Raw genomic sequence first — 23,828 nt, 5'->3', positions numbered from 1 at the left:
CCCAGCATCGATTTTTTGAGTTTCCCTTGCTGCGGAAATTTAGGGGTAAAGTCCGCCACAGCTGCGACCATAAATAAAAAGGGGCGTTTTTGTATGAGTTTAATCGCTTCGGTGGTCGTAAGCGAAGCTTTGCTCAATTTCCCTTTTTTGGCAATACGGAGTGCATCGCCTTGGTCGTGATGTAGCACACATCGGCACCTTTGAGGTAGAGAGACAGAGCAATGGCTTTTGCCATTTTTCCCGAAGAAAAGTTCGAGACATAACGTACTTCATCGATCTTTTCTCTCGTCCCTCCGCCGGTAAGAACCACACGCCGATCTTCCCAAAAAGGATCTTTCAGCAACACTCTTGCCGTCTCAAAAAAGATATCCATCGGCTCCGCCATCGCACCGTCCCCGACGACCTGACACGCCAACTCTTTGGTTTGGGTCTCAATGATCTCATAATTAGCGATAGCGAGCATTTTTTGGGATGCTTGAATCATCGGATTTTGGATCATATTGGTATTCGCCGAGGGGGCGAGAAGTTTGATCCCCGGATAGGCGAGGGCACACTGGGTGAGGATCGTATCGGCGATACCGTTGGCGAGTTTGGCGATCGTGTTGGCGGTAACGGGGGCAATGACCAAGATATCCGCCCACTGAGAAATCTTGATATGATTGAAATCATCCGCCCACGATTCGTTGGTGTCGTCTAACACGCGGTTTCGGCTGAGGGCTTCAAAGCTGAGCGGTTGTACAAATTTTTTGGCGGCGGGGGTCATCACGACCCGCACTTCGGCACCTGCTTTGATGTAGAGGCGTACCAGTTCGAGCGATTTATACGCCGCGATCGAGCCGGTGATTCCCAAAAGGATTTTTTTGCCCGCGAGCAGGGTGGGAGGGATCAGCATTTATCGCCTTTGCCGAAAAATTTGGTGAAGAATCCGGCGACTTTTCGGATCGGTGTACGGCTGAGGATCAGCATATCGCTTTCGTAGGTTCCCGCAGTGACCGTCGTACCCGCCGCGATCATGACGTTATCGGCGATTTCGACCGGGGCAACAAGCTGCGAGTCGCTGCCGACAAAGACGTTTTTGCCGATGATTGTCGGGTATTTTTTCTTCCCGTCGTAGTTACAGGTGATGGTTCCGGCGCCGATGTTGGTCCCCTCATCGATCATAGCGTCGCCCAGATAGCTCAGGTGTCCCGCTTTGACCCCTTTAAGGGTTGATTTTTTCACTTCCACGAAGTTGCCGACGTGCGTGGCTTCCAGCACGCTCAGTGGGCGCAGGTGGGCGAGCGGGCCGACGTCGGAGTCGCGTACGACGCTCTCTTCGATGACGCTGTGGGCTTTTATGTGGGAATTGGCGATGAGGGTGTTGCCGCAGAGGCGTGCACCGTTTTCGACGATGCATTCGCCCTCGAAGCGTACCCCTTCTTCGATGTAAACGGTATTCGGCAGCTGCATGATGACGCCCGCATCCATCCAGCTGCGGCGGATGCGATCCATCATGATCTCTTCGGCATGGGCGAGATCGGCTTTGGAATTGACCCCTTTGAACTCCTCTTCGAGAACATCGATCGGAGCGATGTAGAGTCCGTCGGCGCGTGCGAGGGCGATAATGTCGGTCAGATAGTATTCGCTTTGCGCATTGGCGTTCGTGAGGCGCGGGAGATAGGTTTTGAGGACGTTGTGTTTGAACGCATACACTCCGGCGTTGACGGTTTGGATCAGTTTTTCTTCGGGCGAAGCGTCTTTTTCCTCGACGATCCGTTCCACTTCGCCCTCACGGATGACGACGCGTCCGTATCCGCTGGGGTTGTCGAGGGTAATGACCGACATGACGATGTCGGCTTCGTTGTTGCGGAAACGATCGATGGAATCTTGGGTGATGAGCGGCATATCGCCGTTGAGGACGAGGACATCGGCGTATTTGGGATTTACCCCCATCATCGCTCCTCCCGTACCGGGGAAATTGTCCGCATCCTGAACGACAAACGTAATGCCGTCGAAATGGCGTTCCATTGCCGAAATGACGGCCTCTTTCTGGTGGGCGACGACGACGATGACGTCATCGGTGATCGCGCGTGCGGCTTTGATACTGTAATAGAGCATTTCCCGTCCGCAGATCTCGTGGAGGACCTTGGCTTTGGGTGATTTCATCCGAGACCCTTTTCCGGCGGCGAGAATGACGATGGAGAGAGAATGGGACATAAATGCTCCTGTGATAATTTCATGCAATTTTATCAGAATTTAATCGAGATACACCCTTAGTTTGTGGTATTATCGCCTCATTAAAAAGAATTCACATAATATAGCGGAGTGCGGTTTGGGTCGTTTGGTCTTTTTGCTCTTTATGATCCCCTTGGTGCTGTTGGGCGCTGACCCGCAGGTTCCTGCGATGAATTTCAATCTTACGGCTCCCGAAACACCCGAAGAGGTGGTGAGCTCGCTCAACGTCCTCCTCGTCTTGACGGTTCTTTTCCTCGCACCGAGCCTCGTGCTGGTCATGACGACGTTCACCCGTTTCGTCATCGTGTTCGGATTTTTGCGTCAGGCATTGGGAACGCAGCAGGTTCCCCCCACTCAGCTGCTCGTCATGCTTGCCCTGATCCTCACCGTGTTCGTCATGGAACCCGTCGCGACCAAAGCCTACGATGAGGGGATCAAACCCTACAGCGAAGAGCTGATCACCTACGATGAAGCGTTTGAAAAAACGACTGAACCGTTTAAAAACTTCATGGTGCGCAATACCCGCGAAAAGGATTTGGCGCTGTTTTTACGGATACGGCACATGGAAAATCCCCAATCCATCAAAGAAGTTCCTCTGACCATCGTGATTCCCGCGTTCGTCATCAGTGAGCTTAAAACGGCGTTCGAGATCGGATTTTTGCTTTTCTTGCCGTTTCTCGTCATCGATATGGTCGTTGCCTCGATCCTGATGTCAATGGGTATGATGATGCTGCCGCCCGTCATGATCTCGATGCCCTTCAAGATACTCGTCTTTGTTATGGTAGACGGATGGAACCTCCTTATCGGCAACCTGATCGCCAGCGTCAAATAAAAAAGGTTTTTAGTGCAGTGTAATTATTTCGGAATATGCGGCAGCTGCCGTGATTATGAAAGCGGATACGAAGGACAGCTGGATCACAAAGTATCCGTAATCCGCGAATCTTTCACGCCGCTGTATGAGGGCGAGATTGCGGTTTTCCGCTCTCCCGATGAGCGATTTCGGTCGCGTGCCGAATTCAAGATTTATCATGACGATGAGGGGATATCGTATGCGATGAACCGCCTTGATCGTCAGGGAGCGGTAAAAATCGAGCGGTGTGGCATCGTTTCACCCGTGATCGCATCGGTGATGGAGCGTCTTTTGGGCACAATTTCCGATCTTGGGATCGGGCATAAACTGTTCGGAGTCGATTTTCTTGCGTCGGGCGAGGGCGAGATACTGGTCAGTCTTTTGTACCATAAGGCTCTGGATGAGGAGTGGAAAGCCAAAGCTGCGCTGTTACAGGAACGTCTCGGCGTTTATGTCATCGGCCGCAGCCGCAAACAAAAGCTCGTCCTTTCGCGCGATTACATCACCGAAAACCTCCATATCGCGGGGCGTGATTACCGCTATGTCCATATCGAGAACAGTTTTACCCAGCCAAACCCAAGAGTGAATGAACAGATGGTCGAGTGGTCTTTGTCACAGTTGGAGGGGATCGGCGGCGATCTGCTCGAACTCTATTGCGGTGCGGGGAATTTCACGATCCCGTTTGCCTCCAAATTTGAGCGTGTATTGGCAACCGAGATATCCAAAGCCTCAATCCATGCGGCCAAGCAGAACATGGAGCTAAACGGTGTCGGGAATATCGATTTCGTCCGTCTCAGTGCCGAAGAGTTCACGCAGGCGCTTGATCGGGTTCGGGTATTCAACCGGATGGAAGGGATCGATCTGGACGGCTACCGCCTCAAAACCCTTTTCGTCGATCCACCGCGCGCCGGATTGGACGACGCCGCGCGGGAATTCGCGGCGCGATTCGATCATCTGCTGTACATTTCGTGCAATCCCGAAACGCTGCAACGCGATCTTGAAGCGCTTTCAAAAACCCATACGATTACGGCGATGGCGGCGTTTGACCAGTTTCCTTATACCCATCACCTCGAGATGGGGGTAAAACTGGTGAAAAAAGGGGTCGCATGAAAACATTTTTACTCAGTTTGATCGCCGCCGGATATCTCTACGGTGCGGCCGAAGAGAGCCATGCCGTTCTAGGCGATGTCGCCAAACTTCGCCAGAAGTACGAAGAGTGTCGGCAGAATAAGGATGCCAATCCCAAAATCAAAGGGTATCAGACCCGCATTTCGAACCTTGAAGCACAAATCAAAGACAACGTTACACAGATTAAGCAGCTCAAGACACGCACCAAAGAGATAGAGCAGGAACTTTCCCGCAAAAAAGGGGTGATCCAAAGTCTGGAGAAAACCCTTACGTCGCGTGACGAGCAATTTCGTGCGGCAGTATCGCGCAACGAACAGCTGTCCAAAGAGGCCAATGCGATCAAAGTCGGCAAAATCGAAAGAGAAAACCTCACCAAAGCACTTGCCAAGGCCAAAGAAGAGGCGGCACGTCTTCAAAACGACCTGAAAAAAAGTTCGCCGGCCGGACTTCGCAAAGATTTGGACGAGGCCCGCATGCAGATAACGCAGCTGCGTAAACAGCTCGCAGCAGCGCAGCCGCTTAGAGCGAAAACGACCGTTGCCACAGGCGAATCCGAAAAAGTCAAAGCGCTGCAACGCGAACTTGACAAAGCGCATACAGCCATCGCCCAGTTGCAAAACGCTCCCCGGCCCGTCAATGAAAAAGTGGTCACGAAAGTAGTCGAGCCGACGGAAAAACTCGCTGCGTTGCAGCGCGAGCTGAATGCGGCCCGTGCCGAAATCGCAAATCTTAAGCACGGCGCGCCCAAACAGATCGTAAAAGAGAAGATCGTAGAGAAAGTCGTGTACAAAGACCGCTCTGTCGAAAAGGGTGCGCCGAAAGTCGTCGAAAAAGTCGTGTACAAAGACCGGATCGTGATGCAGGAAAAAGTCGTGTACAAAGATCGTCCGGTCATACAGGAAAAGATCGTCACCAAAACGGTCGAATCGACCGAAAAGATCAAAGCTCTGCAGGCGAAGCTTACACAGGCCGAGGCGCAGATTGCCAAGCTTAAAACCGCTGCTCCGGCCGCGCACCCCAAACGCACCGTGATTGCCGCCGCTGCGGTGCGAAATACGCCGTCACAGACCAAAGCTCCGTCGGTTCAAACGGCTAAAAAGGCGGCAGCACCGTCACCGGCTCCCAAGAAATCGGGATCGTCAGCGTACCGTATGGCTTCCAATGCGTCGATCTACAATGCCCCCGGCGGAGCACCCGTCGATACGTGGGAAGCCCGCCGATCGTTTACCGCAGGAGAGCCATCGGGCGGATGGGTCCATATTACGGGATATTTCGTCAACCGCGTATGGCAGCCGACCCGCGAAGACGAGCATTTATGGGTCAGAGAGAGTGACGTTATCCGACGATAAGTTTGAGGCTGGGAAGCAAACCGATTATTTCGAAGGCTAAAACGGCCAGCCACGCGAAGATGCTGATTCCCGCGGCGGCAGCGGCGATATCTTTGATAATCAGGATTTTTTCGTTGTAACGGGTTTCCATGTAGTCGCACATCGCTTCGATGGCGGTGTTGAATACTTCCGCCGCCAGCATAACTCCGGTGGCCAGAATGATCAGCGATGCGTTCAGTTTGTCGCTGAAAATAAGTACAGGCACCAGTACGAACACCGAGAGAATGATTTTGTACAATACGCTGAAATCATAGATAACGGCAAACCGAAGGCCGGAGAGAATGATTTTGAACTTTCGCCAGGGGTGGTAACCGCGTTCCCCCGTCCCCAGAAATTTATTTTTCACGATACGCCTCCCGATTTGGTTGCCAATACCGCGATACAGGCCCAGATCAGAGCGATAAGCGCCCCCGCCATAACGTCGCTGGGAAAATGGACCTGCAGATACATCCGGGAGAGGACAACGCTCGCCGCGACCCCAATAAGGGTCAAGGTAAGGATGAAGTTTCCGATGGACGCTCCGCTGTATACGACGATCCACAGCAGCAGGCTAAAGGCTATGATCTGCGTGGTGTGGGCACTGGGAAAGGCGGGATCGATGGGAAGCTCGTTGATCGTAGAGAAAAAATGGGGGCGTTTGCGCTCCAGCGCATATTTGATGACGTATGTCGTGATGACCGCACCGAAAAATCCGATCCCCATGACCCGCTCGATGTGTTCGAACGTACCCGAAAGGGTAAGCACCAGCAGAAGATACGCGGGGAGGAGAATCCATAAGGAGCCCAGCCACGTGATCGACGAAAAAAAGTGATCGAGAACCGGATGTTTGATTTTATGAAATCCGCTTAGGAGCGTTTGATCCACCTGTGTCATGTGTCCCGCACGCATGGCAAGTGTCAGGGCAATTAGAGCGGTAAGGGCACCGATCAATACGGCCATAATGATCAAACGCTCATCGGGAGTCATCCTGGCATTAAAATTCATATTCACCCCTTCTTTTCAAACATGGTACTGAAGAATGCTTAAAGATCGGGATAATCGCGGGAAACTAAAGAAGAGCAAAAAAGGTAAGAGAACCGGGAATGGGGAGGGGGTTAAAACCCGTCCCACGGCATTTTCGAATCTTTCCATCCGAACATGAACCCGTTGTCGAGATTGTAGGCTTTGATCCCTTCCTTGGCAAGCAGGTTCGCTGCCGCTTTCGACCGCGGGCCGCTGCGACAGACGAGAATGACCGAATCGACGTTGCGCAGCTTCATCGCTTTCATGACGTCGCTGACAAAACTTTTATTGAATACCTCTTTGGCATCGTAGAGTTTCTGGATTTCGACATGCCCTTTGACTTTATCCGATTTAAGTTCGTATTCGGCGCTTTTGACCCGTTCTTCAACCGACTTGGGAACATAGGTCCACTCGTAAGCGGGGATGTTGATGAAGCCCTCACCGTGTCCCGTATAGATAAATTCGAGAGTCGTGCGGACATCGACGATGATCGCTTCCCCTTTTTTCTGCATCTCGTGTGCTTCGGTAGCACTAAGATCCCCTTCGTAAACATCGTCTGCGCTCAAAGCGAGGCAGGCGAGTAGTACCAACAGCATTTTTTTCATAATACATTCCATTAGGGCTAATAAATTTTGGGTGATTGTATCGGAAAAAGATTACACACAGATGAAAAGTTCATCAATACGAAAGACGAAAGGTGATTTTTTGGTGATTTTTTTCAGGTATCATTATAAAAAAAAATTACTATTTATTATTTATGTTACTTACGAATAGTTTTCAGCCGATACGGATCGGCAGGATGGGGTATGTTAGAAAATATACATATTGTGTATGTCACCGATTGGAAACCGGACGGCGGCGAACTGTTGAAACCGGACCCGTTTGCGGACGGATTGGAATCGCTCGGCTGCCGTTTGAGCATCCAAAGCGTCATGCCCCGTTTTTTCAGCGGCATCGATTTGTTGGTTCTTCATCCCCGCCGAACGACGTTGGAAACTTTTGACATCATTTCGATCAGCAAAGCCGAAAACCCCGCAATCAAGACGATTGTCATTTCCAGCGCCCACGGAAGCGATCTTTTTTTACGGGCTATCGATGTCGGAGTTGACAAATATCTGCTGAAGCCCCTCTCGAGCAGTGCGGTTGTAACGGTGGCCGAACGGCTGGTTCGCCAGTCGGTTTACGCCAAGGAAGCCCAGCGGGCGTTGAAACATATTCAACTGATGTACGGTGCGATTTCCAAAACCTCTTTTACGGCACAATTGGATCGTAACGGAATGATCCTCGAAATTAACGACTTGCTGGCCGGAAAACTGGGTAAATCGATCAATGAGATGATCGGTATTCATTGGTTCCGGTTTATCTCCTCCCGCTTTCGCCTTTTTCTGCGCACGCTGGTGCAAGAGAAACTCAAATCGGGAGAAATATACCGCGGTATCATCGAGTTTCTCGATTTGCACGGCAACAGGCTGATGGTTGATACGACCCTCTATGCGATTGTCGACCACAACGGGGAGATTGAAGAGATCGTTTTTATCGGGCAGGACATGAGCGAAATGAACCGGGCGATTCTGTCCAGTATGAAACAGCTTATCGACTATGACACGTCGCCGGCGGTTCTCTTCAATTACCGATACGAAGCGATTACCGTCAACCGGAATTTTTTCGAGCTTGGAGGATACAGCGGGAGCGAGGATTGCTTCGCCGCACACAAGACCTGCGACTGGTTTCGCGAAGAGAATGAACAGCTTGTTCCGATCCTTTTGAAGCAGGAAAAGCCCAAGAAAACGCTGGAACGTATTTTTGCATTGTATCGTCAGGGAAAACTCGACGGACGGGCTGTTTTATCCCGTCCCGGGCATGACAAACGTTATTTTACGCTGCACGCGGCGTCGATGCCCAATCCGATGCTTCCGGACGATGAGTACCATATTCTCTACTTTGTCGATGTCACCGATTTCGAGAAGCTGAAAGAACAAAAACTCAGCGATGCCAAACTGATGAGCGTAGGGCGGCTTGCCGCGGCCATTACTCACGAAATTAATACTCCGATCACCTACATCAAAGGAAACCTCGAACTCTTGAAACTTGAATGCGAAGAGAAAGTGTCGGATGCGCAAACGTTATTCAAGCCGATTGAAGAAGGGATCAAACGGATTGAGCTGATCGTCGGATCGATGTACGAATTCGCCGGAACGGGGAAAGAAGAGATGCGTCCGTGCAACCTGCATATGACGCTTATTTATGCTCTTCGGATCGTGATGAACCGGTCCAAACACATCGTCCCGATTACGATCAACGGCGAGACGTTTTCGTATGATACGCGATACGATTCATCCTCGTGTAAAACGATGGGAATATCGACGCGTCTGGAACAAGTATGGATAATTATTATTAATAATGCATTGGATGAGTTTGAAAAGGGTACAATACCGTACGAAGCACGTCGATTGGACATATCGCTTGCCTGCAACGCCAACGATATCAAGATCAAAATTGCCGATAACGCGGGGGGAATTCCTGAATCCATATTGGGAAAACTGTTTGATTTTGCCGTCGGAGGAGAGAAGAAAAAGAGCATGGGAATCGGACTGAACGTTGCCAAAGCGATTATCGATAAACACGGCGGAGAGATACGCGCCATTAATGAAAATCAGGGTGCGGCATTTGAAATCGTATTAAAAACCTACGAGGAGAAGGAGTAAAATGTTTTTTGGAAATGAAGCCAGAAGGTACAAAGAAGAGGCCGATTTACTTCGGGTAGAACGGGACATACTGTCCGCTGAACTGGCATTGTACAAAGAGATTGCCGCATTGAGCGATAACGAAGCGGTGATTGTGATCGATGAGAATGACGAACCGCTTTTTTTTAATACCCGAGCCGCAGAATCGATAACAGATAAAGGTGCCGTTGTCCGGGAGCTGGTCAAAGGAGCGCACGAGATTATCGTCGGAGAATGCGAAGCCAACGTCGTCCAAAAAAGTCTCAGCGGCGGAGTCAAAGGGTTTATTCTGCATAAATCCTCGACCGTCAGCGGCGAGGAAGGGGGATTGCTCGAGATGCATCAAAAAAGCATCAAAGGAGCTCTTGGCGCGACGCAGAAAGTGTTTATCGATATTCTCGAAAAACTCAAAGACATGACCGAACAGTCGCGGCAGACGGCGCAAGGGTCGAGTGAAGGGCTTCGGCTGGCCAACGAGGTTGACGAAGGCATGGGCAAACTGGCCGAGCTGATGGAGGGGACGATGGCGACGACGTCGAATCTCGTGTCCCGTTCGCATGAAGTCTCCAACGTCGTGGCGCTGATCAAAGACATTGCCGATCAGACCAATCTGCTGGCTCTGAATGCCGCCATCGAAGCGGCTCGTGCAGGCGAACACGGCAGAGGGTTCGCCGTTGTTGCCGACGAGGTGCGAAAACTCGCCGAACGGACACAGAAAGCGACGAAAGAGATCGAAATCGTCATTCAGTCGATGACACAGGACACCAGCGAGATCGAAACGGCGACGGCCGAATTGTCGGGAATCGTATCCGAGACGAAAGACGACGTCTCCATGATGGGCGGACAGATGGAAACGTTCCAGCGCAACGCTTCGCGCAGCGTCTACGAAATCATGGACATCAGCAACTACATTTTCAGCAACCTTGCGAAAATTGACCACGTGATTTATAAAAACAACGTGTACGCTTTCCTGTTCGGTCAGGACAGCGATTTCAAACCGGTCGATCATCATACCTGCCGCCTCGGCAAATGGTACGACAGCGGTGTCGGAAAAGAGCAGTTTGGGCATCTGAAATCGTACAGCCGCCTTGAAGCTCCGCACGGTATGGTACATACCCAAGCCAATGCCCTGATCGCGGATTGCGGAGACGGCAAAAAGCTTTGTTCTCGCACTCAGATCGAAGAGCGGATCCGAAAGATCGAAGAAGCAAGCCACGGCGTTTTCGAAGCGCTTGATATTCTGGTGGCGGAAAAAACCGAAGATTTGATGGAACATGCGATTGATAATTTGTTTGGAGGTGACCAATGATCCGTTTGATGATTGTAGACGATGAACCATCCATCGGGATGATGCTCGAAAAAGCGCTTGGGCGCTCGGGAGACATCAAGATATCCTATATCGATAACCCGCTGAACGCACTGAACCGTTTTCGCCCGGGCGAGTATGATGGGGTATTGCTCGATATCATGATGCCGCAAAAAGACGGTTTGAGCGTGCTTGAAGAGATCAAAGCCAAAGATCCCGAATGCGTCGTCATTATGATGACGGCCTATTCGACACTCGATAAAGTGCTCCAAAGCCACAAGATCGGGGCAGACCACTATATCCTCAAGCCGTTCGAGTCATTGGCCGCGGTGGAAAAGAAAGTGCGTGAATTGATTCCCGGCAAGTAAGATCATCTCGGCAGGGAGAGGCAGCGCCTCTCCCTTTTTTTTGCCCGCAATTTAATCCTTATTAAAACGGTATGGATACTTGACAATAAGAAAATATTATTTTACTATGGCGTAAAAAAATAAGGAGTCGCTATGGCTCAGCAATGCCCGCTCTTATTTCGTCAAGTAGATGCAACGGTTACCCGCATCAACACATTGTTTATCATGAGCGGTGTCGTCGGATATATGATGACCCACTCGCTGGTCATCTTGGCGGTGTTGATTGCCGATTTTCTTTTTCGACTGTACGGACTCAAACATCTTAGTCCGGTACAGAACGCATCGTTGTGGATTCAACGCCGTTTTTCCCTTCCCGAAAAAATGGAAGATGTCGGAGCCAAACGTCTGGCCGCATTGTTCGGTGTCGGATTTATTGCGGCGATGGCGTTATTTCATCTTCTGCAGATCCCTTTGCTCGTCAACGTCACTGCGGCAATCTATCTGTTTTGCGCGGCACTGGATCTGCTGTTCGGATATTGCATTGCCTGCAAGATATACCATCTGGCAAAAAAAATATATCCGAAAGGATTTTTGTAATGGCGATGCTCTCTTCCAAGGCGATTTACGGGCTTGCCGCGATGCATGTGCTCTCCCATGCGCCCTACGGAAGGGCGATGCAGGTTCGGGAAATTGCCGCCATGACGAAAATTTCGCACGGTTATCTGGAACAGCTGTTGTCGATGCTGCGTCGGAACCATCTGATCAGTAGTACGCGCGGTGCCAGCGGAGGATACAAACTCTCGCGTCAAGCCCACGAAATTGAGGTGATAGAGATTATCGAAGCGTTGGAAGGCCCCTTTTACAAAATAGAAGGCAATGTGGGCTCAAGCCTGATTCTTGAATACTTCTGGGGAGATATCGAAGAGAAGATGCGTCAACTGTTCGGAATGAAACTCTCCGAAATCGATCAGGCATATCAGCCCTATCACTACGATATTTAGTCTTTCTTATTTCATCCGGGCGCGCTTGGCCTCGATCAGTTTTCGGTTATCGCGCATGATCGATTCGATCTCGGAAGCGTCTTTTATCAGGTATTGATGTTTGAAACTCTGAGTATGTTTCGCATCGACTTCGCGATAAAACTCTTCAAGAGTCGCACCTCGTGTCGAGGGAGTGGTATACGTTGGACGCACTTCAATCTTTACGGAGGGTGAATAACGGTCCAGTATCGTATCTCTGACGGTTTTTTTACGCATGGAAAACTCTTTTATTCTAATTATGTTTATCTACAAGCAAATCGCGTGCCTATGTCTGAAAACGGCTGGACCTTACAGCCCTTCATTAATCACATACCACAGGCGTTCGATTTCGCGGTCATCCAAAAAGAGGGTCGAACCGTGTGCATAAAGCCATTCAAGCCCTTTGATGTTAATAGAAAGAGTATGAGCACAGTTTTTGTGGGCAGGCAAAAAAGCGCGTATCAGGGAAATATCCCCTTCAATCGGCGCGTCGCAGAAAAAACAGTGCATCTCTTTGTGCAGGCGTCCTTCATGCTCGAGCAATCGTACATACGATTCGACGGCAACCCGCTTGGGATTTTGATCGTTCCATCGGGATGCGGCATCCTCAAGCAGGGTAAAGTAAAAACTGCCGATATCCTCAGCGTCTTTGAGATGGGGATGAAACAGCGCAATAAACTGCTGCCAAAGGCGTATCCGGTCAAACCGGGTCAGCCACGGGTAGCCCAGATGGATCACATCCCGAAGGCGTCCGATAGACGATTTGAGCGAATGCTCCGTTTCAAAATCGATTTTGTACCCGATATTGATAGGGCTGTGGCGTGCACCGTAAAAACGGTAAAGCGTCTGTAAGCTTTCCTCGGCTATTATGGTGACAATCGTATCTTCTTCCCGCGCACGGGTAAGTTTGATGATAAAGCCCTGCATTTTTGGTTCTACTCTACACAGAATATTCGAATTCTTCTTGAATCCGCCGCCATTTTAACCTTTTTTAACCTAATGATTTGTATAATTTAGAAAATTTTGTCTCATATAAACTACTTATGTTTAAAAAGAGATTAAAAAATAACAATTTGCCGAAAATTCCGGTGAAAGGTGACGATTAGAGTGGAATACAAAGACCTATTACGATCATTTAAAGATAACTGCGGATTCGGTTTGATCGCCAATATCAAAAACCGTCCTTCCCATGAAAATCTGGAAAATGCCATCACTGCGCTTGAGCGTATGATGCACCGCGGAGCGGTTGCGGCAGACGGTAAAACGGGAGACGGAAGCGGACTGCTTTTGTCGCTTCCCCGTGAGTTTATGCGCGCTACTGCCGCTGAACTGGATGTTGAATTGCCTAAAATGTATGCCGTGGCGGTTGTCTTTACCCGTGACGCATCCCAGTTGGCGACATTGACGAAAATCTGTGCCAATAATGATCTAAAAGTGGTTTTGGACCGGATCGTACCGGTGGACACCAATGCACTCGGCGAACAGGCCCTCGCAACATTGCCCGAAATCCACCATATCTTTATTACCCCGAACTCGCTGATGGCGTCACAGCGGTTCGATGCGTTGGTCTATCTCAGCCGCAAAGAGACCGAGCATGAACTGGTAGGCGACGAAGATTTCTACATCGCGTCAATGTCCAGCCGCGTCATCTCTTATAAAGGGTTGATTATGCCAACCCATATTAAAGAGTTCTATCCTGATTTGCAAAACGAAAAATTCAAAATTTCATTTGCTCTTTTCCATCAGCGGTTCTCGACCAATACGCTTCCGAAATGGCGTTTGGCACAGCCGTTCCGCGCCGTTGCTCACAACGGTGAGATCAACTCGGTCGAAGCGAACCGTTTTAACGTTGCCGTTAAATCCGAATCGATCAAAAGCGATGTGTTTACGACCGAAGAGATCGAGCGTTTGTTGCCGATTCTCCAGCCGGGCGGTTCGGACAGTGCGAGTGCCGACAACTTCTTCGAGTTTTTGATTATCAACGGAATGGACTTTTTTAAAGCGGCACGCGGCGTCATCCCGGCACCGTGGCAAAATGCTCCGCATATGGACCCTGAGTTAAGAGCGTTTTACGAATACCACTCAACCGTATTCGAAGCGTGGGACGGTCCCGCAGCGTTCTCCCTGACCGACGGACGTTACATCGGATGTGTCCTTGACCGTAACGGTCTTCGCCCTTCCAAATACATCATAACCCACGACGATACGCTCCTGATCGCCAGCGAATACGGGGTTATCGATATCAGCGAAGATCAGATCAAAGAACGCGGGCGTCTGCAGTCGGGACAAATGATCGGACTCGATCTGAAATTCGGGAAAGTATTGAAAGACGACGATATCAATGACTACCTCAAAAGCTCCAATCCGTACATGAAATGGCTGAACGATCACATGATCTATCTGCAAGAACATGTGGAAGAGCAATACGTTACCCGCTGCGAATACGATAGCATCAATCTGATCGAGCGCCAGCGTTTTTACAACATTACTCAGGAAGTGGTCGAGCAGGTGATCGAGCCGATGATGCGCGACGGCAAAGAGGCGGTCGGATCGATGGGGGATGACACCCCTCTGGCGGCTTTCAGTAACGTACAGCGCAATTTCAGCGACTATTTCAAGCAGCGTTTCGCGCAGGTGACCAATCCGCCGATCGACCCGATCCGTGAAAAAGTGGTGATGAGCCTTAACACCGGATTCGGTGAAACGCACAACATACTCGATGAAATCCCTTCGCATGCGCATCGCCTTAAAGCGACGTCGCCGATCATCACGCGCGAAAAGCTCGACGTTCTCAAATCGTTCGGAGATAAAAACTCTCCGCGTTACGAAACTTTCTACGCTAACGAGACATTCTCGACGGCGTACAAAGGGGCTTTGAAGCCGGCATTGGAAGCGTTAGTCGATAAAGTTGTCAAAGCGGTACGGGAAGAGGGTGTTCGCATCGTTATTCTGGACGATTCGGGATTTGACAAAGAACACAAAACAATTCCGATGCTGATGGCAGTCGGACGGATCAGCCGCGCGCTGCTGAATGAGAAAATACGCCATCTTGCTTCGATTGTCGCCTGTACGAGCGAAGTGATCGATTCGCACGGTGCGGCGACGCTGATTGCGTACGGGGCAAGTGCGGTGTATCCGACACTTCTGTACGCTACCGTAGCGGCCAACATCGACGAGCACAACAAAGAGATGAACTGCGCCGAAGCATTCAAATCGGTGCACCATGCGCTCAATTCCGGGCTGCTCAAAATTATGTCGAAAATGGGGATTGCGACGATCGGTTCGTATCGTAACTCCGGGCTTTTCGACGTTATGGGCCTCAGCCGCGAAATGGTCGAAGAATGTTTCGGGGATTCGCATGTGCTGATTCCGGGACTTTCGTACGAAGACATCGACGCGCGGCTCGAACGTAATCACAACGATGCCTTCGCCAATACCGGCTTTAACAGCATTTTCCCGCTGAAAATCGGCGGCTTCTACAAGTTTTACAACGGTCAGGAACACCACGATTTTAATCCGGACGTGATCCACGCGATCCACCGCGTCTCCAAATCCGGCAAACGGGAAGACTTCGACCGCCTCAGCGCGCTCGTCAACGGCCGCGGACTGAAATTTATCCGTGATTTCTTCGAGTTCAAATCGGATAGAGCGCCGATCGATATCGGCGAAGTTGAACCGAAAGAGGCGATTTTCAAACGCTTTGCCTCCGCCGCAATGAGTTTGGGGTCCATTTCTCCCGAAGCGCATGAGTGTCTGGCGGTCGCCATGAACACCATCGGCGCACAAAGCAACTCGGGTGAAGGGGGTGAAGATTCCGCTCGATTTGGAACCCTTAAAAACTCAAAAATCAAACAGGTCGCGTCGGGACGTTTCGGGGTAACTCCGGCGTACCTGCGCAGTGCCGAAGAGATTCAGATCAAAGTAGCCCAAGGGGCTAAACCGGGCGAGGGCGGACAATTGCCGGGTCACAAAGTAACCGGTCTGATCGCCCGCCTGCGCCATACGACGCCGGGCGTTACTCTTATTTCGCCGCCTCCGCATCACGATATCTATTCGATCGAGGATTTGGCACAGCTGATTTTCGACATGAAACAGGTTAATCCGAATGCGAAAGTGGCGGTCAAGCTCGTTTCTGCCGCGGGTGTCGGTACGATTGCTGCGGGTGTTGCCAAAGCATATGCCGACAAGATCATTATTTCCGGCGGCGACGGCGGTACCGGTGCGGCGCCTCTGACATCGATCAAATTTGCGGGGAACCCGTGGGAACTCGGTCTTTCCGAAGCCCATAATGCCCTCAAAGCCAACAATCTGCGCGGTTTGGTCCACGTACAAACCGACGGCGGGCTGAAAACAGGTACCGATATCGTCAAAGCGGCATTGCTCGGGGCTGAAAGCTATGCGTTCGGTACGGGTGCACTTACGATTATCGGATGTAAGATGCTCCGTATCTGTCATGTCAATAAATGTTCGGTCGGGGTTGCAACCCAAAATGAAAAACTTCGCAAAGAATATTTCACCGGAACGGTTGATCAGCTAATCAATTTCTTCACCTATTTGGCCGAGGATGTGCGTAAAATCATGGCGCAGCTGGGTTACCGTACGATGGAAGAGATGATCGGACGAAGCGATCTTCTTCGCGTCGTCGACAACGATTTCGCCAAAAAATTCGATTTCAGCGACATTTTGCACCGCGAACCGGGCGTCGATACCTGCCAGGCAGCTTCCAACGAGCCGTTCGATGCGAACGAATTTGAGAAAAAAGTGCTTGTCGAAGCGATGGACGCGATCAAACATCCTGAACGTTCGATCCGCATTACCCGCGATATCTGTAACCTTAACCGCAGTTTCGGCGCCCGCATCAGCGGTGAAATCGCGTCGTACTACGGTGATGCCGGTCTTAAATCGGATACGATCCGTCTGCAGCTCAAAGGGATCGCCGGTCAGGCACTGGGCGCGTTTTTGATTAACGGTGTCTCTATCCATCTTGAAGGGGTTGCGAACGACTACATCGGTAAAGGGATGCACGGCGGTAAGATTGTCATCAAATCACAAAATCAGGGCGAAGCATTTAGCGCCGGCGGTAATACCTGCTTGTACGGTGCGACGGGAGGTAAGCTCTTTATCTCCGGCTCGGTCGGCGAGCGTTTTGCCGTCCGTAACTCGGGTGCCTTGGCCGTTGTCGAAGGGACCGGAGACAATGCGTGTGAATACATGACCGGCGGTGTCGTAGTTATCCTCGGCAAAACCGGGATCAATTTCGGTGCGGGTATGACGGGCGGATTCGCGTTCGTGTACGATCAGGATCACAGTTTCGTTGAAAACGTGAACCGCGAATTGGTCGACGCATTGCGTATCGATACCGATGACGGAGATGAGGCGCGCCACTATCTTAAACGTCTTCTCAAAGAGTACGTTTCCGAAACGGAAAGCGCGATGGCACAGGCTCTGTTGAAAAATTTCCGTGTCGAGATCCGTAACTTCTGGCTCGTACGCCCGAAAAATTTAACCAAACTCCCACTCAATCCTGATAAAGGGGACTAATACATTATGAGAGAATTTTTAACGATTGAGCGTATCGATCCCAGCAAACGGCTGGTTGTCGAGCGGCTAAAAGACTTTAACGAGATTTACGAGCAGATGGGGCAAAACGATGCATCGGCGCAGAGCGACCGCTGTATTCAGTGCGGCGATCCGTTTTGTCTGAACAAATGTCCTTTGCACAACTATATCCCGCAGTGGTTGAAGTCGGTAGCGGAAAAAGATCTGAAATTTGCTTTCAAACTTTCCAACGAACCTTCTCCGTTTCCGGAAGTCATGGGACGCGTATGTCCGCATGACCGCCTTTGCGAAGGGGATTGTACTCTTAACGACGGACACGGAGCGATCACGATCGGCTCGGTCGAGACCTTCATCAACGAAGAAGGTTTCCGTCAGGGGCTTAAACCCCATTTCCCGGGAATCACAACGGACAAAAAAGTCGCGATCATCGGTTCGGGACCTGCCGGGCTTTCTGCCGCTACCTATCTGCTCCGCTCCGGTATCGCGGTGACGATGTACGAACGCAGCGACCGCGCAGGCGGACTTCTGACCTACGGTATTCCGAATTTCAAGCTTGACAAGAAAATCGTTGAACGCCGCGTCGAACTTCTCAAAGAAGCCGGATTGAAACTGGTTAGCGAATGCGAAGTGGGCAAAGACATCGAATTCAGCGAAATTGCCAATCAGCACGACGCCGTATTCCTCGGAATCGGTGCGACCAAAGGAAAATCGGCAAACATTGCCGGTGAGAATGCATCAAACGTGTATGTCGCGATGGAATACCTGACCGCAATACAGCGTAAAAACTTCGGCCTTTCGTACGATAAAAAATTCGACTTCAAAGACCTTGACGTCGTCGTTATCGGAGGAGGGGATACGGCAATGGACTGTGTCCGTACGGCCAGACGCGAAGGAGCAAAAAATGTTACGTGTCTTTACCGCCGTGACGCACACAATATGCCCGGATCGGTCAAAGAGTATAAAAACGCGATCGAAGAAGGGGTGGAATTCGTTTTCCACGCTTCACCCAAAGAGGTTGTTCTGGGCGATAACGGCAGAGCCGTAGGGATTCATATGGCGAAAACCGTTCTCGGTGCCAAAGACGAAAGCGGCCGTCAAAAAATGGAAGAAGTCAAAGGTGCGGATTTCAAAGTCAATGCCGACGTCATCATCTTCGCACTCGGTTTTGACCCGTCCGTTCCTCCGTTCCTGGCGGAAAACGGTATCAGCGTCAACAGCTGGGGCGGCATCATAGTGAACGAGAAATTCGAAACGACTACGCCGGGTATTTATGCCGGCGGTGACTGCCAACGCGGTGCCGATCTGGTCGTAACCGCGGCATATGACGGCCGGGAAGCGGCACGTTCGATCATCAAATCGCTTTTGAGTTGATGAACGGATTTGTTGATTCGGCCGTAGCCGCCTGTCTTGAGGTGCGTAAAGCCATCAATGAAGAATCGGCAACACTTTTTGCTTCGCATGAACGGGGATTCGGAGGGGATGTCAGCAGCGGCATCGATCTCAGAGCCGAAGCGATCTGCTATCGGCATCTCTCTTCCTACGGTTCGGTATTTTCCGAAGAGGCGGGATGGATGGACCCAAAATCCGCAATCAACATTATCCTCGATCCCATAGACGGAAGTGACAACTGCCTTTCTTGTTGTGTGCAATCTTGCCAACGGCGATCTGTTCGTTCGCACGGCGAATGAATACTACCGCGCGTCGCTTGAGAATCCTGACAAAAAAGAGGATGTTGCGGCGAATCCGTTTTCCAAAATCGGTCTTTTTGAAAAGTCGCCCAACCATCCTGCTCTGGCGAAGCAATTGGTCGATGAAGGGCTTAAATTTCGCTCTCCCGGAGCGCTTGCCCTTTCATTGGCGTATGCCCCTTATGTCAATTATGTGCTATTTTTGGGTACAATGCGGCCATACGATATCCAGGCGGGTCTTTATTTGAGCCGCCATCTGCACACGTTCCAAAACGATAGATTTCTTCTTGTAGCACAGGAGAAAGAGGTATTCGAACGTATTCTAGCGATTGTACAAAAGGAGATTTTTTGAGTCTATTCAACCTGTTCGGTGACTCCGAAAAGAAAAAACAGCCTACGAAAAGCGAGGCTCCTTCACACTGGGTAAAATGCCCCTCTTGTCAGTCACTTATGTACTATAAAGAGATCGAAAAACAAAATCATGTATGCCCGAAATGCGGTTATCACCTCCGTATCGGGGTTAAGGAGCGTCTGGCGCTTATCACCGATGAGGGCAGCTTCGTCGAATTCGATGGCAATCTCAGACCGGTCGATCCGCTGAATTTCGTGGATAAAAAAAGCTATGCAGCCCGTGTCGAAGAGGGATATGCCAAAAACGGCACTTATTCATCGGTTGTCAGCGGTGAATGTACGATCAACGGAACTCCGGCACAGCTGGTCGTTTTCGATTTTAACTTCATGGGCGGGTCTTTGGGGTCTGTCGAAGGGGAAAAGATCGTCCGTGCCATCAATCGCGCGATTGAAAAACGGACGGGACTTATCATCGTCAGTGCGAGCGGCGGTGCCCGAATGCAAGAGAGTACTTTTTCGCTGTTGCAAATGTCCAAAACCTCTGCGGCCCTGGCCAAACTCGCCGAAGCAAAGCTTCCGTATATCTCGCTTCTGACCGACCCGACGATGGGCGGGGTCAGTGCCTCGTTTGCGACGCTGGGTGACATTATCATCGCCGAGCCCGGAGCACTGGTCGGATTCGCCGGACAGCGGGTTATCAAACAAACCATCGGCAGCGATCTTCCCGAAGGATTCCAGCGGGCTGAGTTCCTTCTCGAAAAAGGGTCTATCGATATGGTCGTCGCGCGTGATGAACTCAAAGATACCCTCGGCGATCTGCTGAACCTTCTTCTCCCCTAATGCGCCTATACGCACTGTGTGACGCCGATACGCTGCGAGAACGCGGGCTTGATCTAAGCCTTTTTGTCAACCGGGCCAATGCACTCGGTGCGGAAGTCATTCAATACCGTAACAAACATGCCGACATCGCCGCAGTCAAAGCCGATCTGATCACGCTTCGCCGATTGTGGGACGGATTTCTGATCATCAACGACCATTACGAGCTGGCCCCTTTTTGTGACGGGGTACACATCGGGCAGGAAGATTTGTATGCGATTCACGGCGATCCTTTCAAGGCATTGAAGATTCTCAAACTCTCCGTCGGATCAGACAAAATAATCGGCCTTTCCACCCATAACGAGCGTGAAATCGCAATCGCCAACGAACTTGATCTCAATTATGTCGGTTTGGGGGCCTATCGGGCTACGTCGACAAAAGCCGAAGCCAAAGTATTAGGCAAAAAGCTCGATGCGATTGCGGCTCTTTCCAAACACCCCGTTGCCGCTATCGGCGGAGTCAAACTAGACGATACGTTTCAGCACGTGACGTATCACGTCATCGGCAGCGGACTTATTTCTAATGAGAACGCCAAATGAGTAAAACCCATTTGGCGACGCTGGCCGCTGAGGCACTGAAGCTTGCCTCATACGAGGCAGAATTATGAATATTTCCATCGTCACGATTGCGAAAAAAGAGCGTTCCCTCTATGATCCGCTTTATCAGGAACAGATGAAAATGATCTCCCGCTTTGCGAAAGTTGAGGACATTGAACTATTTCCCAAAGAAATTGCCAAAGCCCATACCATCAGTTCCGATGCCTCGCAGGCCGCTTATACCAAACTTTTGGCCCCGATGCTGGGTAAAAATTATTCAATCGCGTTGCATCCCGACGGAAAAAAACTGGATAGTTTTGCATTTAGTAAGCTTATAAGTGATAAAATCGCCTTGCAATTTTTTATAGGCGGCGCCTACGGCTTTGAAAAAGGTTTCGTAGAGCGGTGTGATGCGGCGATCAGCCTCTCGGAGATGACGATGAGTCATAAAATCGCGAAGGCTGTATTGCTCGAACAAATCTACCGCGCCTATGCATTGGCAACAAACCATCCGTACCACAAATGAGGAGCATTGATGAGAGATCATGAGTTGCAGTATTTCGAGGAAATATTGTTGACGCGTAAAGCCCAGATCATTAAAAATATTACGGGCGTTGAAAGTGAAATGAACCAACTGCGTGAGCTTGAGCTCAATGATGAGGGAGACTACGCGTCGGTCAGTAACGACAACATGGTTGAAAATGCCATCGGTGCACAACAGATGCAGGAACTTCAGGAAATTGAGGCCGCTTTGGCGAAAATCAAATCCAAACAGTACGGAATTTGCGAAATGTGCGAAGACGACATCGGCTTTCAGCGCCTGAAAGTCAAGCCGCATGCCAAGTATTGCATCGTGTGCCGTCCTATCGTCGAAAAAAATAAACACTAAGTAGGAGAGAAAATGCAGCTTAAACGTTACACTCTGGCATCGTTTATTTTGATGATATTGGTGGCGGCAGCCGCTTACAGCGTCAACAGCGATTCGGTATCTTTCGATTTATTGGGAATGCATTTTCCGAACCTTCCGATCGCTTTTTGGGTCGTAGTACCTCTTATCATCATGTACATTGCCAGTTTGTTGCACATGGGCGTGTATGCGCTGGTGGGCAATTTCAAACTCCGACGTTTGGGCAAAGACCACGAAAAAATGATCGATTCTCTGCGCGATTCTCTGCTCGGAACGGGTGAACGCAATTATGTTTATAAAAGCGATGCCTACAAACTGATGGGAAAACTGATCGACAACAGCCTTATTCTCCCGTATGAAACTCTCCGTTCGATCGGGAATGAGAAAATTGACGAAGCGCTCGAATTGATGCGCGACGTCAAAGAGAAGAAAAAAGTCGATATCAAGAAGTTTCACCTCCCCGCGATGGCATCGATTGTGATCCAAAACAATCTTAACCGCCTGGAACGGGGCGAAATCGATGCGGATGCGGTCCTTTCACGTCCTGACAGCTACGGTGACGTCGTGTGTGCCAAAGCATTTGAATCGTACGTCAAAACGGCATCGACAGGATCGATTTTGAAATTTAAACGTTTCTTTTCGAAAGCGTCGCTTCTTGATTTTGTTCAGCGGATCAACGCGGCCGAGAACGGTATCGAGATTTCCAACGACGAACTCGTAACGCTGTTCAATACTTTGAAACTTCAGGGGATGGATTGGTTGGACCTTTCCGAAGCCATGGCGAAAAACATGGTGCCTGAACAGCGTATCCGTTTGTTCGAGATGTTGAGCGAAAACAACGACGATGCGATGGAAGGATACCTTTATACGCTGTACGATCTGCAAATGAACGATGCGGCCAATGAGATACTCAACAACACGTCGCACGACGAATACCAGATTTTCAAAGCATACCGCGATTTGAAAAAAGCCAATAGACACTACGATATCGCCATTTTTCTCCGTAGAAGTTGTGATTAATAAGAGCGGAACCTTTCCGCTCTTTTCCTCTTTTTTAAGGTAATTTCCGATGACTCCCAAACTCTCTTTTGATACGCCCGTTTACGCTTTGGCACCGCTTGCAGGCTATACCGATTTGCCGTTTCGCAACGTCGTCAAAAAATTCGGTGCCGATCTGACCGTCAGCGAAATGATCAGCTCCAATGCGCTTGCGTACGGGTCACAAAAAACGATCAAAATGCTCGAACGCAGCCCGAATGAAGATCCGTATTCGGTACAGATAGCGGGAGCCGACGAAGAGATCGTCCGCCGCGCCGTCGAAGTTCTCAATACCCAAGACGACATCGATATCATCGATCTGAACTGCGGCTGTCCGGTACCGAAGGTTGTCAGCCACGGTTCGGGGAGCTCTCTCCTCAAAGACCTTCCAAAGATGGCCAAAATCATCGAGACGATCAAGAAGACCTCCAACAAATCGACCTTGAGCGTCAAGATCCGCCTCGGCTTCGAATCGAAAAACCACGTCGAGATCGCCCGATTGGTTCAGGAATGCGGCGCTGACTTTCTGGCCGTGCACGGCCGGACCCGTGCGGGAAAATTCAAAGCCCCCGTCGACTACGACGCGATCGGTGAGATCAAAGCCGCCCTCAGCATCCCCGTTATCGCCAACGGGGACATCGACTCGTTCGAAAAAGCGCAATGGGTACTGGAGCATACGAAGGCTGATGGCATCATGATCGGACGCGGTGCCGTCGGTGCGCCGTGGATTTTTCATCAGCTCAAAACCGGAAGTGCTACCGTCGATCCGCTGATCAAACACGCGATCATCATGGAACATCTTGACGGCATGGTACGCTTCTACGGCGCACGCGGCGTCGTGACGTTCCGCAAACACGTTCATACCTACTCAAAAGGGTACGAGGGTGCATCGGCAA

26 protein-coding genes are annotated in these 23,828 nt (G+C 50.5%); 18 read left to right on the top strand and 8 right to left on the bottom strand.

Translation table 11 applies throughout. The features are described 5' to 3' along the window. The 3 genes from JU82_RS12255 to glmU all read right to left on the bottom strand — a co-directional run. Positions 1 to 188 (bottom strand): phosphopantothenoylcysteine decarboxylase (locus tag JU82_RS12255; RefSeq protein WP_366921375.1); only part of this gene is annotated, 188 nt, incomplete at its 3' end. Next, positions 134 to 892, bottom strand: coding sequence for a bifunctional phosphopantothenoylcysteine decarboxylase/phosphopantothenate--cysteine ligase CoaBC (coaBC, locus tag JU82_RS09060; protein WP_366921374.1), 759 nt, complete (start codon positions 890 to 892; stop codon positions 134 to 136). The genes JU82_RS12255 and coaBC, both read right to left, overlap by 55 nt. Continuing rightward, positions 886 to 2,196 (bottom strand): bifunctional UDP-N-acetylglucosamine diphosphorylase/glucosamine-1-phosphate N-acetyltransferase GlmU, encoded by a 1,311-nt coding sequence (glmU, locus tag JU82_RS09055; RefSeq protein ID WP_037949615.1) that lies wholly within the window; start codon positions 2,194 to 2,196, stop codon positions 886 to 888. Before glmU ends, coaBC begins: the two co-directional genes overlap by 7 nt. A 142-nt stretch (positions 2,197 to 2,338) precedes the next feature. On the opposite strand from glmU, the gene fliP reads away from it, so the two are divergent. From fliP to JU82_RS09040, 3 genes are read left to right on the top strand one after another with little or no spacing between them, the layout of a single operon-like run. After that, entirely contained in the window at positions 2,339 to 3,046 is a 708-nt protein-coding gene (gene fliP / locus JU82_RS09050; protein ID WP_037949619.1) for a flagellar type III secretion system pore protein FliP, read from the top strand. Positions 3,047 to 3,058: 12 nt separating this feature from the next. Then, entirely contained in the window at positions 3,059 to 4,174 is a 1,116-nt protein-coding gene (trmA, locus tag JU82_RS09045) for a tRNA (uridine(54)-C5)-methyltransferase TrmA (protein ID WP_037949612.1), read from the top strand. After that, entirely contained in the window at positions 4,171 to 5,541 is a 1,371-nt protein-coding gene (locus tag JU82_RS09040) for a hypothetical protein (RefSeq protein ID WP_037949611.1), read from the top strand. Before trmA ends, JU82_RS09040 begins: the two co-directional genes overlap by 4 nt. Here JU82_RS09040 and JU82_RS09035 read toward each other — a convergent pair. The 3 genes from JU82_RS09035 to JU82_RS09025 all read right to left on the bottom strand — a co-directional run bounded on the left by JU82_RS09035 (position 5,528) and on the right by JU82_RS09025 (position 7,187). Further along, positions 5,528 to 5,926: a diacylglycerol kinase gene (locus JU82_RS09035; RefSeq protein WP_037949609.1), complete on the bottom strand. Its 399-nt coding sequence runs from the start codon at positions 5,924 to 5,926 to the stop codon at positions 5,528 to 5,530. The two genes, JU82_RS09040 and JU82_RS09035, sit on opposite strands and share 14 nt — an antisense overlap. Next, positions 5,923 to 6,564 carry a phosphatase PAP2 family protein gene (locus JU82_RS09030; protein ID WP_037949608.1) on the bottom strand — a complete coding sequence of 214 codons (642 nt, stop codon included), beginning with the start codon at positions 6,562 to 6,564 and terminating at the stop codon, positions 5,923 to 5,925. Before JU82_RS09030 ends, JU82_RS09035 begins: the two co-directional genes overlap by 4 nt. 110 nt (positions 6,565 to 6,674) lie before the next feature. After that, on the bottom strand, positions 6,675 to 7,187 hold the full coding sequence (locus JU82_RS09025; RefSeq protein WP_037949606.1) for a rhodanese-like domain-containing protein: 513 nt from the start codon (positions 7,185 to 7,187) through the stop codon (positions 6,675 to 6,677). A gap of 201 nt (positions 7,188 to 7,388) precedes the next feature. Between JU82_RS09025 and JU82_RS12035 the strand changes: the two genes are divergently transcribed. The 5 genes from JU82_RS12035 (at position 7,389) to JU82_RS09000 (ending at position 11,959) form a co-directional block, all read left to right on the top strand. Then, complete coding sequence (locus JU82_RS12035; protein WP_294892711.1) at positions 7,389 to 9,287, top strand: ATP-binding protein; 1,899 nt, start codon at positions 7,389 to 7,391, stop codon at positions 9,285 to 9,287. Position 9,288: 1 nt separating this feature from the next. Next, entirely contained in the window at positions 9,289 to 10,614 is a 1,326-nt protein-coding gene (locus JU82_RS09015; RefSeq protein ID WP_037949604.1) for a methyl-accepting chemotaxis protein, read from the top strand. Next, a complete protein-coding gene (locus JU82_RS09010; protein WP_037949602.1) occupies positions 10,611 to 10,979 on the top strand; it encodes a response regulator in 369 nt (122 codons plus the stop codon). The genes JU82_RS09015 and JU82_RS09010 overlap by 4 nt, the downstream gene beginning before the upstream one ends. Positions 10,980 to 11,111: 132 nt before the next feature. Then, positions 11,112 to 11,555, top strand: a complete 444-nt coding sequence (locus JU82_RS09005) for a DUF4395 domain-containing protein (protein WP_037949600.1) — start codon at positions 11,112 to 11,114, stop codon at positions 11,553 to 11,555. Next, the gene (locus JU82_RS09000; protein ID WP_037949598.1) at positions 11,555 to 11,959 is read left to right on the top strand and encodes an Rrf2 family transcriptional regulator; all 405 of its coding nucleotides are present in this window, start codon (positions 11,555 to 11,557) and stop codon (positions 11,957 to 11,959) included. The genes JU82_RS09005 and JU82_RS09000 overlap by 1 nt, the downstream gene beginning before the upstream one ends. 6 nt (positions 11,960 to 11,965) lie before the next feature. Here the strand turns inward: JU82_RS09000 and JU82_RS08995 are convergent, their stop codons facing one another. After that, entirely contained in the window at positions 11,966 to 12,214 is a 249-nt protein-coding gene (locus JU82_RS08995; protein WP_037949596.1) for a hypothetical protein, read from the bottom strand. A gap of 72 nt (positions 12,215 to 12,286) precedes the next feature. Further along, complete coding sequence (gene recO, locus JU82_RS08990; protein ID WP_037949594.1) at positions 12,287 to 12,904, bottom strand: recombination protein RecO; 618 nt, start codon at positions 12,902 to 12,904, stop codon at positions 12,287 to 12,289. Positions 12,905 to 13,084: 180 nt separating this feature from the next. Between recO and gltB the strand changes: the two genes are divergently transcribed. The 10 genes from gltB to JU82_RS08940 form a co-directional block, all read left to right on the top strand. Further along, the gene (gene gltB, locus JU82_RS08985; RefSeq protein ID WP_037949593.1) at positions 13,085 to 17,518 is read left to right on the top strand and encodes a glutamate synthase large subunit; all 4,434 of its coding nucleotides are present in this window, start codon (positions 13,085 to 13,087) and stop codon (positions 17,516 to 17,518) included. Between the two features lie 6 nt (positions 17,519 to 17,524). Further along, positions 17,525 to 18,907 (top strand): glutamate synthase subunit beta, encoded by a 1,383-nt coding sequence (locus JU82_RS08980; RefSeq protein ID WP_037949591.1) that lies wholly within the window; start codon positions 17,525 to 17,527, stop codon positions 18,905 to 18,907. Further along, positions 18,907 to 19,224, top strand: a complete 318-nt coding sequence (locus JU82_RS08975; RefSeq protein WP_037949589.1) for a hypothetical protein — start codon at positions 18,907 to 18,909, stop codon at positions 19,222 to 19,224. The genes JU82_RS08980 and JU82_RS08975 overlap by 1 nt, the downstream gene beginning before the upstream one ends. After that, positions 19,157 to 19,576, top strand: coding sequence for a hypothetical protein (locus JU82_RS08970; RefSeq protein ID WP_294892706.1), 420 nt, complete (start codon positions 19,157 to 19,159; stop codon positions 19,574 to 19,576). The genes JU82_RS08975 and JU82_RS08970 overlap by 68 nt, the downstream gene beginning before the upstream one ends. Continuing rightward, a complete protein-coding gene (gene accD, locus JU82_RS08965; RefSeq protein ID WP_037949586.1) occupies positions 19,573 to 20,415 on the top strand; it encodes an acetyl-CoA carboxylase, carboxyltransferase subunit beta in 843 nt (280 codons plus the stop codon). The genes JU82_RS08970 and accD overlap by 4 nt, the downstream gene beginning before the upstream one ends. Then, positions 20,415 to 20,990, top strand: coding sequence for a thiamine phosphate synthase (locus JU82_RS08960; RefSeq protein ID WP_037949584.1), 576 nt, complete (start codon positions 20,415 to 20,417; stop codon positions 20,988 to 20,990). Before accD ends, JU82_RS08960 begins: the two co-directional genes overlap by 1 nt. Before the next feature lie 64 nt (positions 20,991 to 21,054). Continuing rightward, positions 21,055 to 21,513: a 23S rRNA (pseudouridine(1915)-N(3))-methyltransferase RlmH gene (locus tag JU82_RS08955; protein ID WP_037949582.1), complete on the top strand. Its 459-nt coding sequence runs from the start codon at positions 21,055 to 21,057 to the stop codon at positions 21,511 to 21,513. Between the two features lie 9 nt (positions 21,514 to 21,522). After that, on the top strand, positions 21,523 to 21,876 hold the full coding sequence (gene dksA, locus JU82_RS08950; protein WP_037949580.1) for an RNA polymerase-binding protein DksA: 354 nt from the start codon (positions 21,523 to 21,525) through the stop codon (positions 21,874 to 21,876). 12 nt (positions 21,877 to 21,888) lie between these two features. Continuing rightward, the gene (locus tag JU82_RS08945; RefSeq protein ID WP_037949579.1) at positions 21,889 to 22,914 is read left to right on the top strand and encodes a hypothetical protein; all 1,026 of its coding nucleotides are present in this window, start codon (positions 21,889 to 21,891) and stop codon (positions 22,912 to 22,914) included. A 49-nt stretch (positions 22,915 to 22,963) separates the two neighbouring features. Further along, the coding region (locus JU82_RS08940) for a tRNA-dihydrouridine synthase (protein WP_037949577.1) at positions 22,964 to 23,828 on the top strand (865 nt) is incomplete at its 3' end.

It is taken from the genome of Sulfuricurvum sp. MLSB (genome assembly GCF_000747095.1).
Classification (GTDB): domain Bacteria; phylum Campylobacterota; class Campylobacteria; order Campylobacterales; family Sulfurimonadaceae; genus Sulfuricurvum.
Note: the sequence above shows the minus strand (reverse complement) of the source record. Positions and strands in the feature narration are given on the sequence as shown.

Excerpts from the sequence above, each read along its gene's own strand:
- coaBC (WP_366921374.1), bottom strand. The coding sequence starts at position 892 with ATGCTGATCCCTCCCACCCTGCTCGCGGGCAAAAAAATCCTTTTGGGA.
- glmU (WP_037949615.1), bottom strand. The coding sequence starts at position 2,196 with ATGTCCCATTCTCTCTCCATCGTCATTCTCGCCGCCGGAAAAGGGTCT.
- fliP (WP_037949619.1), top strand. The coding sequence starts at position 2,339 with ATGATCCCCTTGGTGCTGTTGGGCGCTGACCCGCAGGTTCCTGCGATG.
- JU82_RS09040 (WP_037949611.1), top strand. The coding sequence starts at position 4,171 with ATGAAAACATTTTTACTCAGTTTGATCGCCGCCGGATATCTCTACGGT.
- JU82_RS09030 (WP_037949608.1), bottom strand. The coding sequence starts at position 6,564 with ATGAATTTTAATGCCAGGATGACTCCCGATGAGCGTTTGATCATTATG.
- JU82_RS09025 (WP_037949606.1), bottom strand. The coding sequence starts at position 7,187 with ATGAAAAAAATGCTGTTGGTACTACTCGCCTGCCTCGCTTTGAGCGCA.
- JU82_RS12035 (WP_294892711.1), top strand. The coding sequence starts at position 7,389 with ATGTTAGAAAATATACATATTGTGTATGTCACCGATTGGAAACCGGAC.
- JU82_RS09015 (WP_037949604.1), top strand. The coding sequence starts at position 9,289 with ATGTTTTTTGGAAATGAAGCCAGAAGGTACAAAGAAGAGGCCGATTTA.
- JU82_RS09010 (WP_037949602.1), top strand. The coding sequence starts at position 10,611 with ATGATCCGTTTGATGATTGTAGACGATGAACCATCCATCGGGATGATG.
- JU82_RS09005 (WP_037949600.1), top strand. The coding sequence starts at position 11,112 with ATGGCTCAGCAATGCCCGCTCTTATTTCGTCAAGTAGATGCAACGGTT.
- JU82_RS09000 (WP_037949598.1), top strand. The coding sequence starts at position 11,555 with ATGGCGATGCTCTCTTCCAAGGCGATTTACGGGCTTGCCGCGATGCAT.
- JU82_RS08995 (WP_037949596.1), bottom strand. The coding sequence starts at position 12,214 with ATGCGTAAAAAAACCGTCAGAGATACGATACTGGACCGTTATTCACCC.
- recO (WP_037949594.1), bottom strand. The coding sequence starts at position 12,904 with ATGCAGGGCTTTATCATCAAACTTACCCGTGCGCGGGAAGAAGATACG.
- JU82_RS08980 (WP_037949591.1), top strand. The coding sequence starts at position 17,525 with ATGAGAGAATTTTTAACGATTGAGCGTATCGATCCCAGCAAACGGCTG.
- JU82_RS08975 (WP_037949589.1), top strand. The coding sequence starts at position 18,907 with ATGAACGGATTTGTTGATTCGGCCGTAGCCGCCTGTCTTGAGGTGCGT.
- JU82_RS08960 (WP_037949584.1), top strand. The coding sequence starts at position 20,415 with ATGCGCCTATACGCACTGTGTGACGCCGATACGCTGCGAGAACGCGGG.
- JU82_RS08955 (WP_037949582.1), top strand. The coding sequence starts at position 21,055 with ATGAATATTTCCATCGTCACGATTGCGAAAAAAGAGCGTTCCCTCTAT.
- dksA (WP_037949580.1), top strand. The coding sequence starts at position 21,523 with ATGAGAGATCATGAGTTGCAGTATTTCGAGGAAATATTGTTGACGCGT.
- JU82_RS08945 (WP_037949579.1), top strand. The coding sequence starts at position 21,889 with ATGCAGCTTAAACGTTACACTCTGGCATCGTTTATTTTGATGATATTG.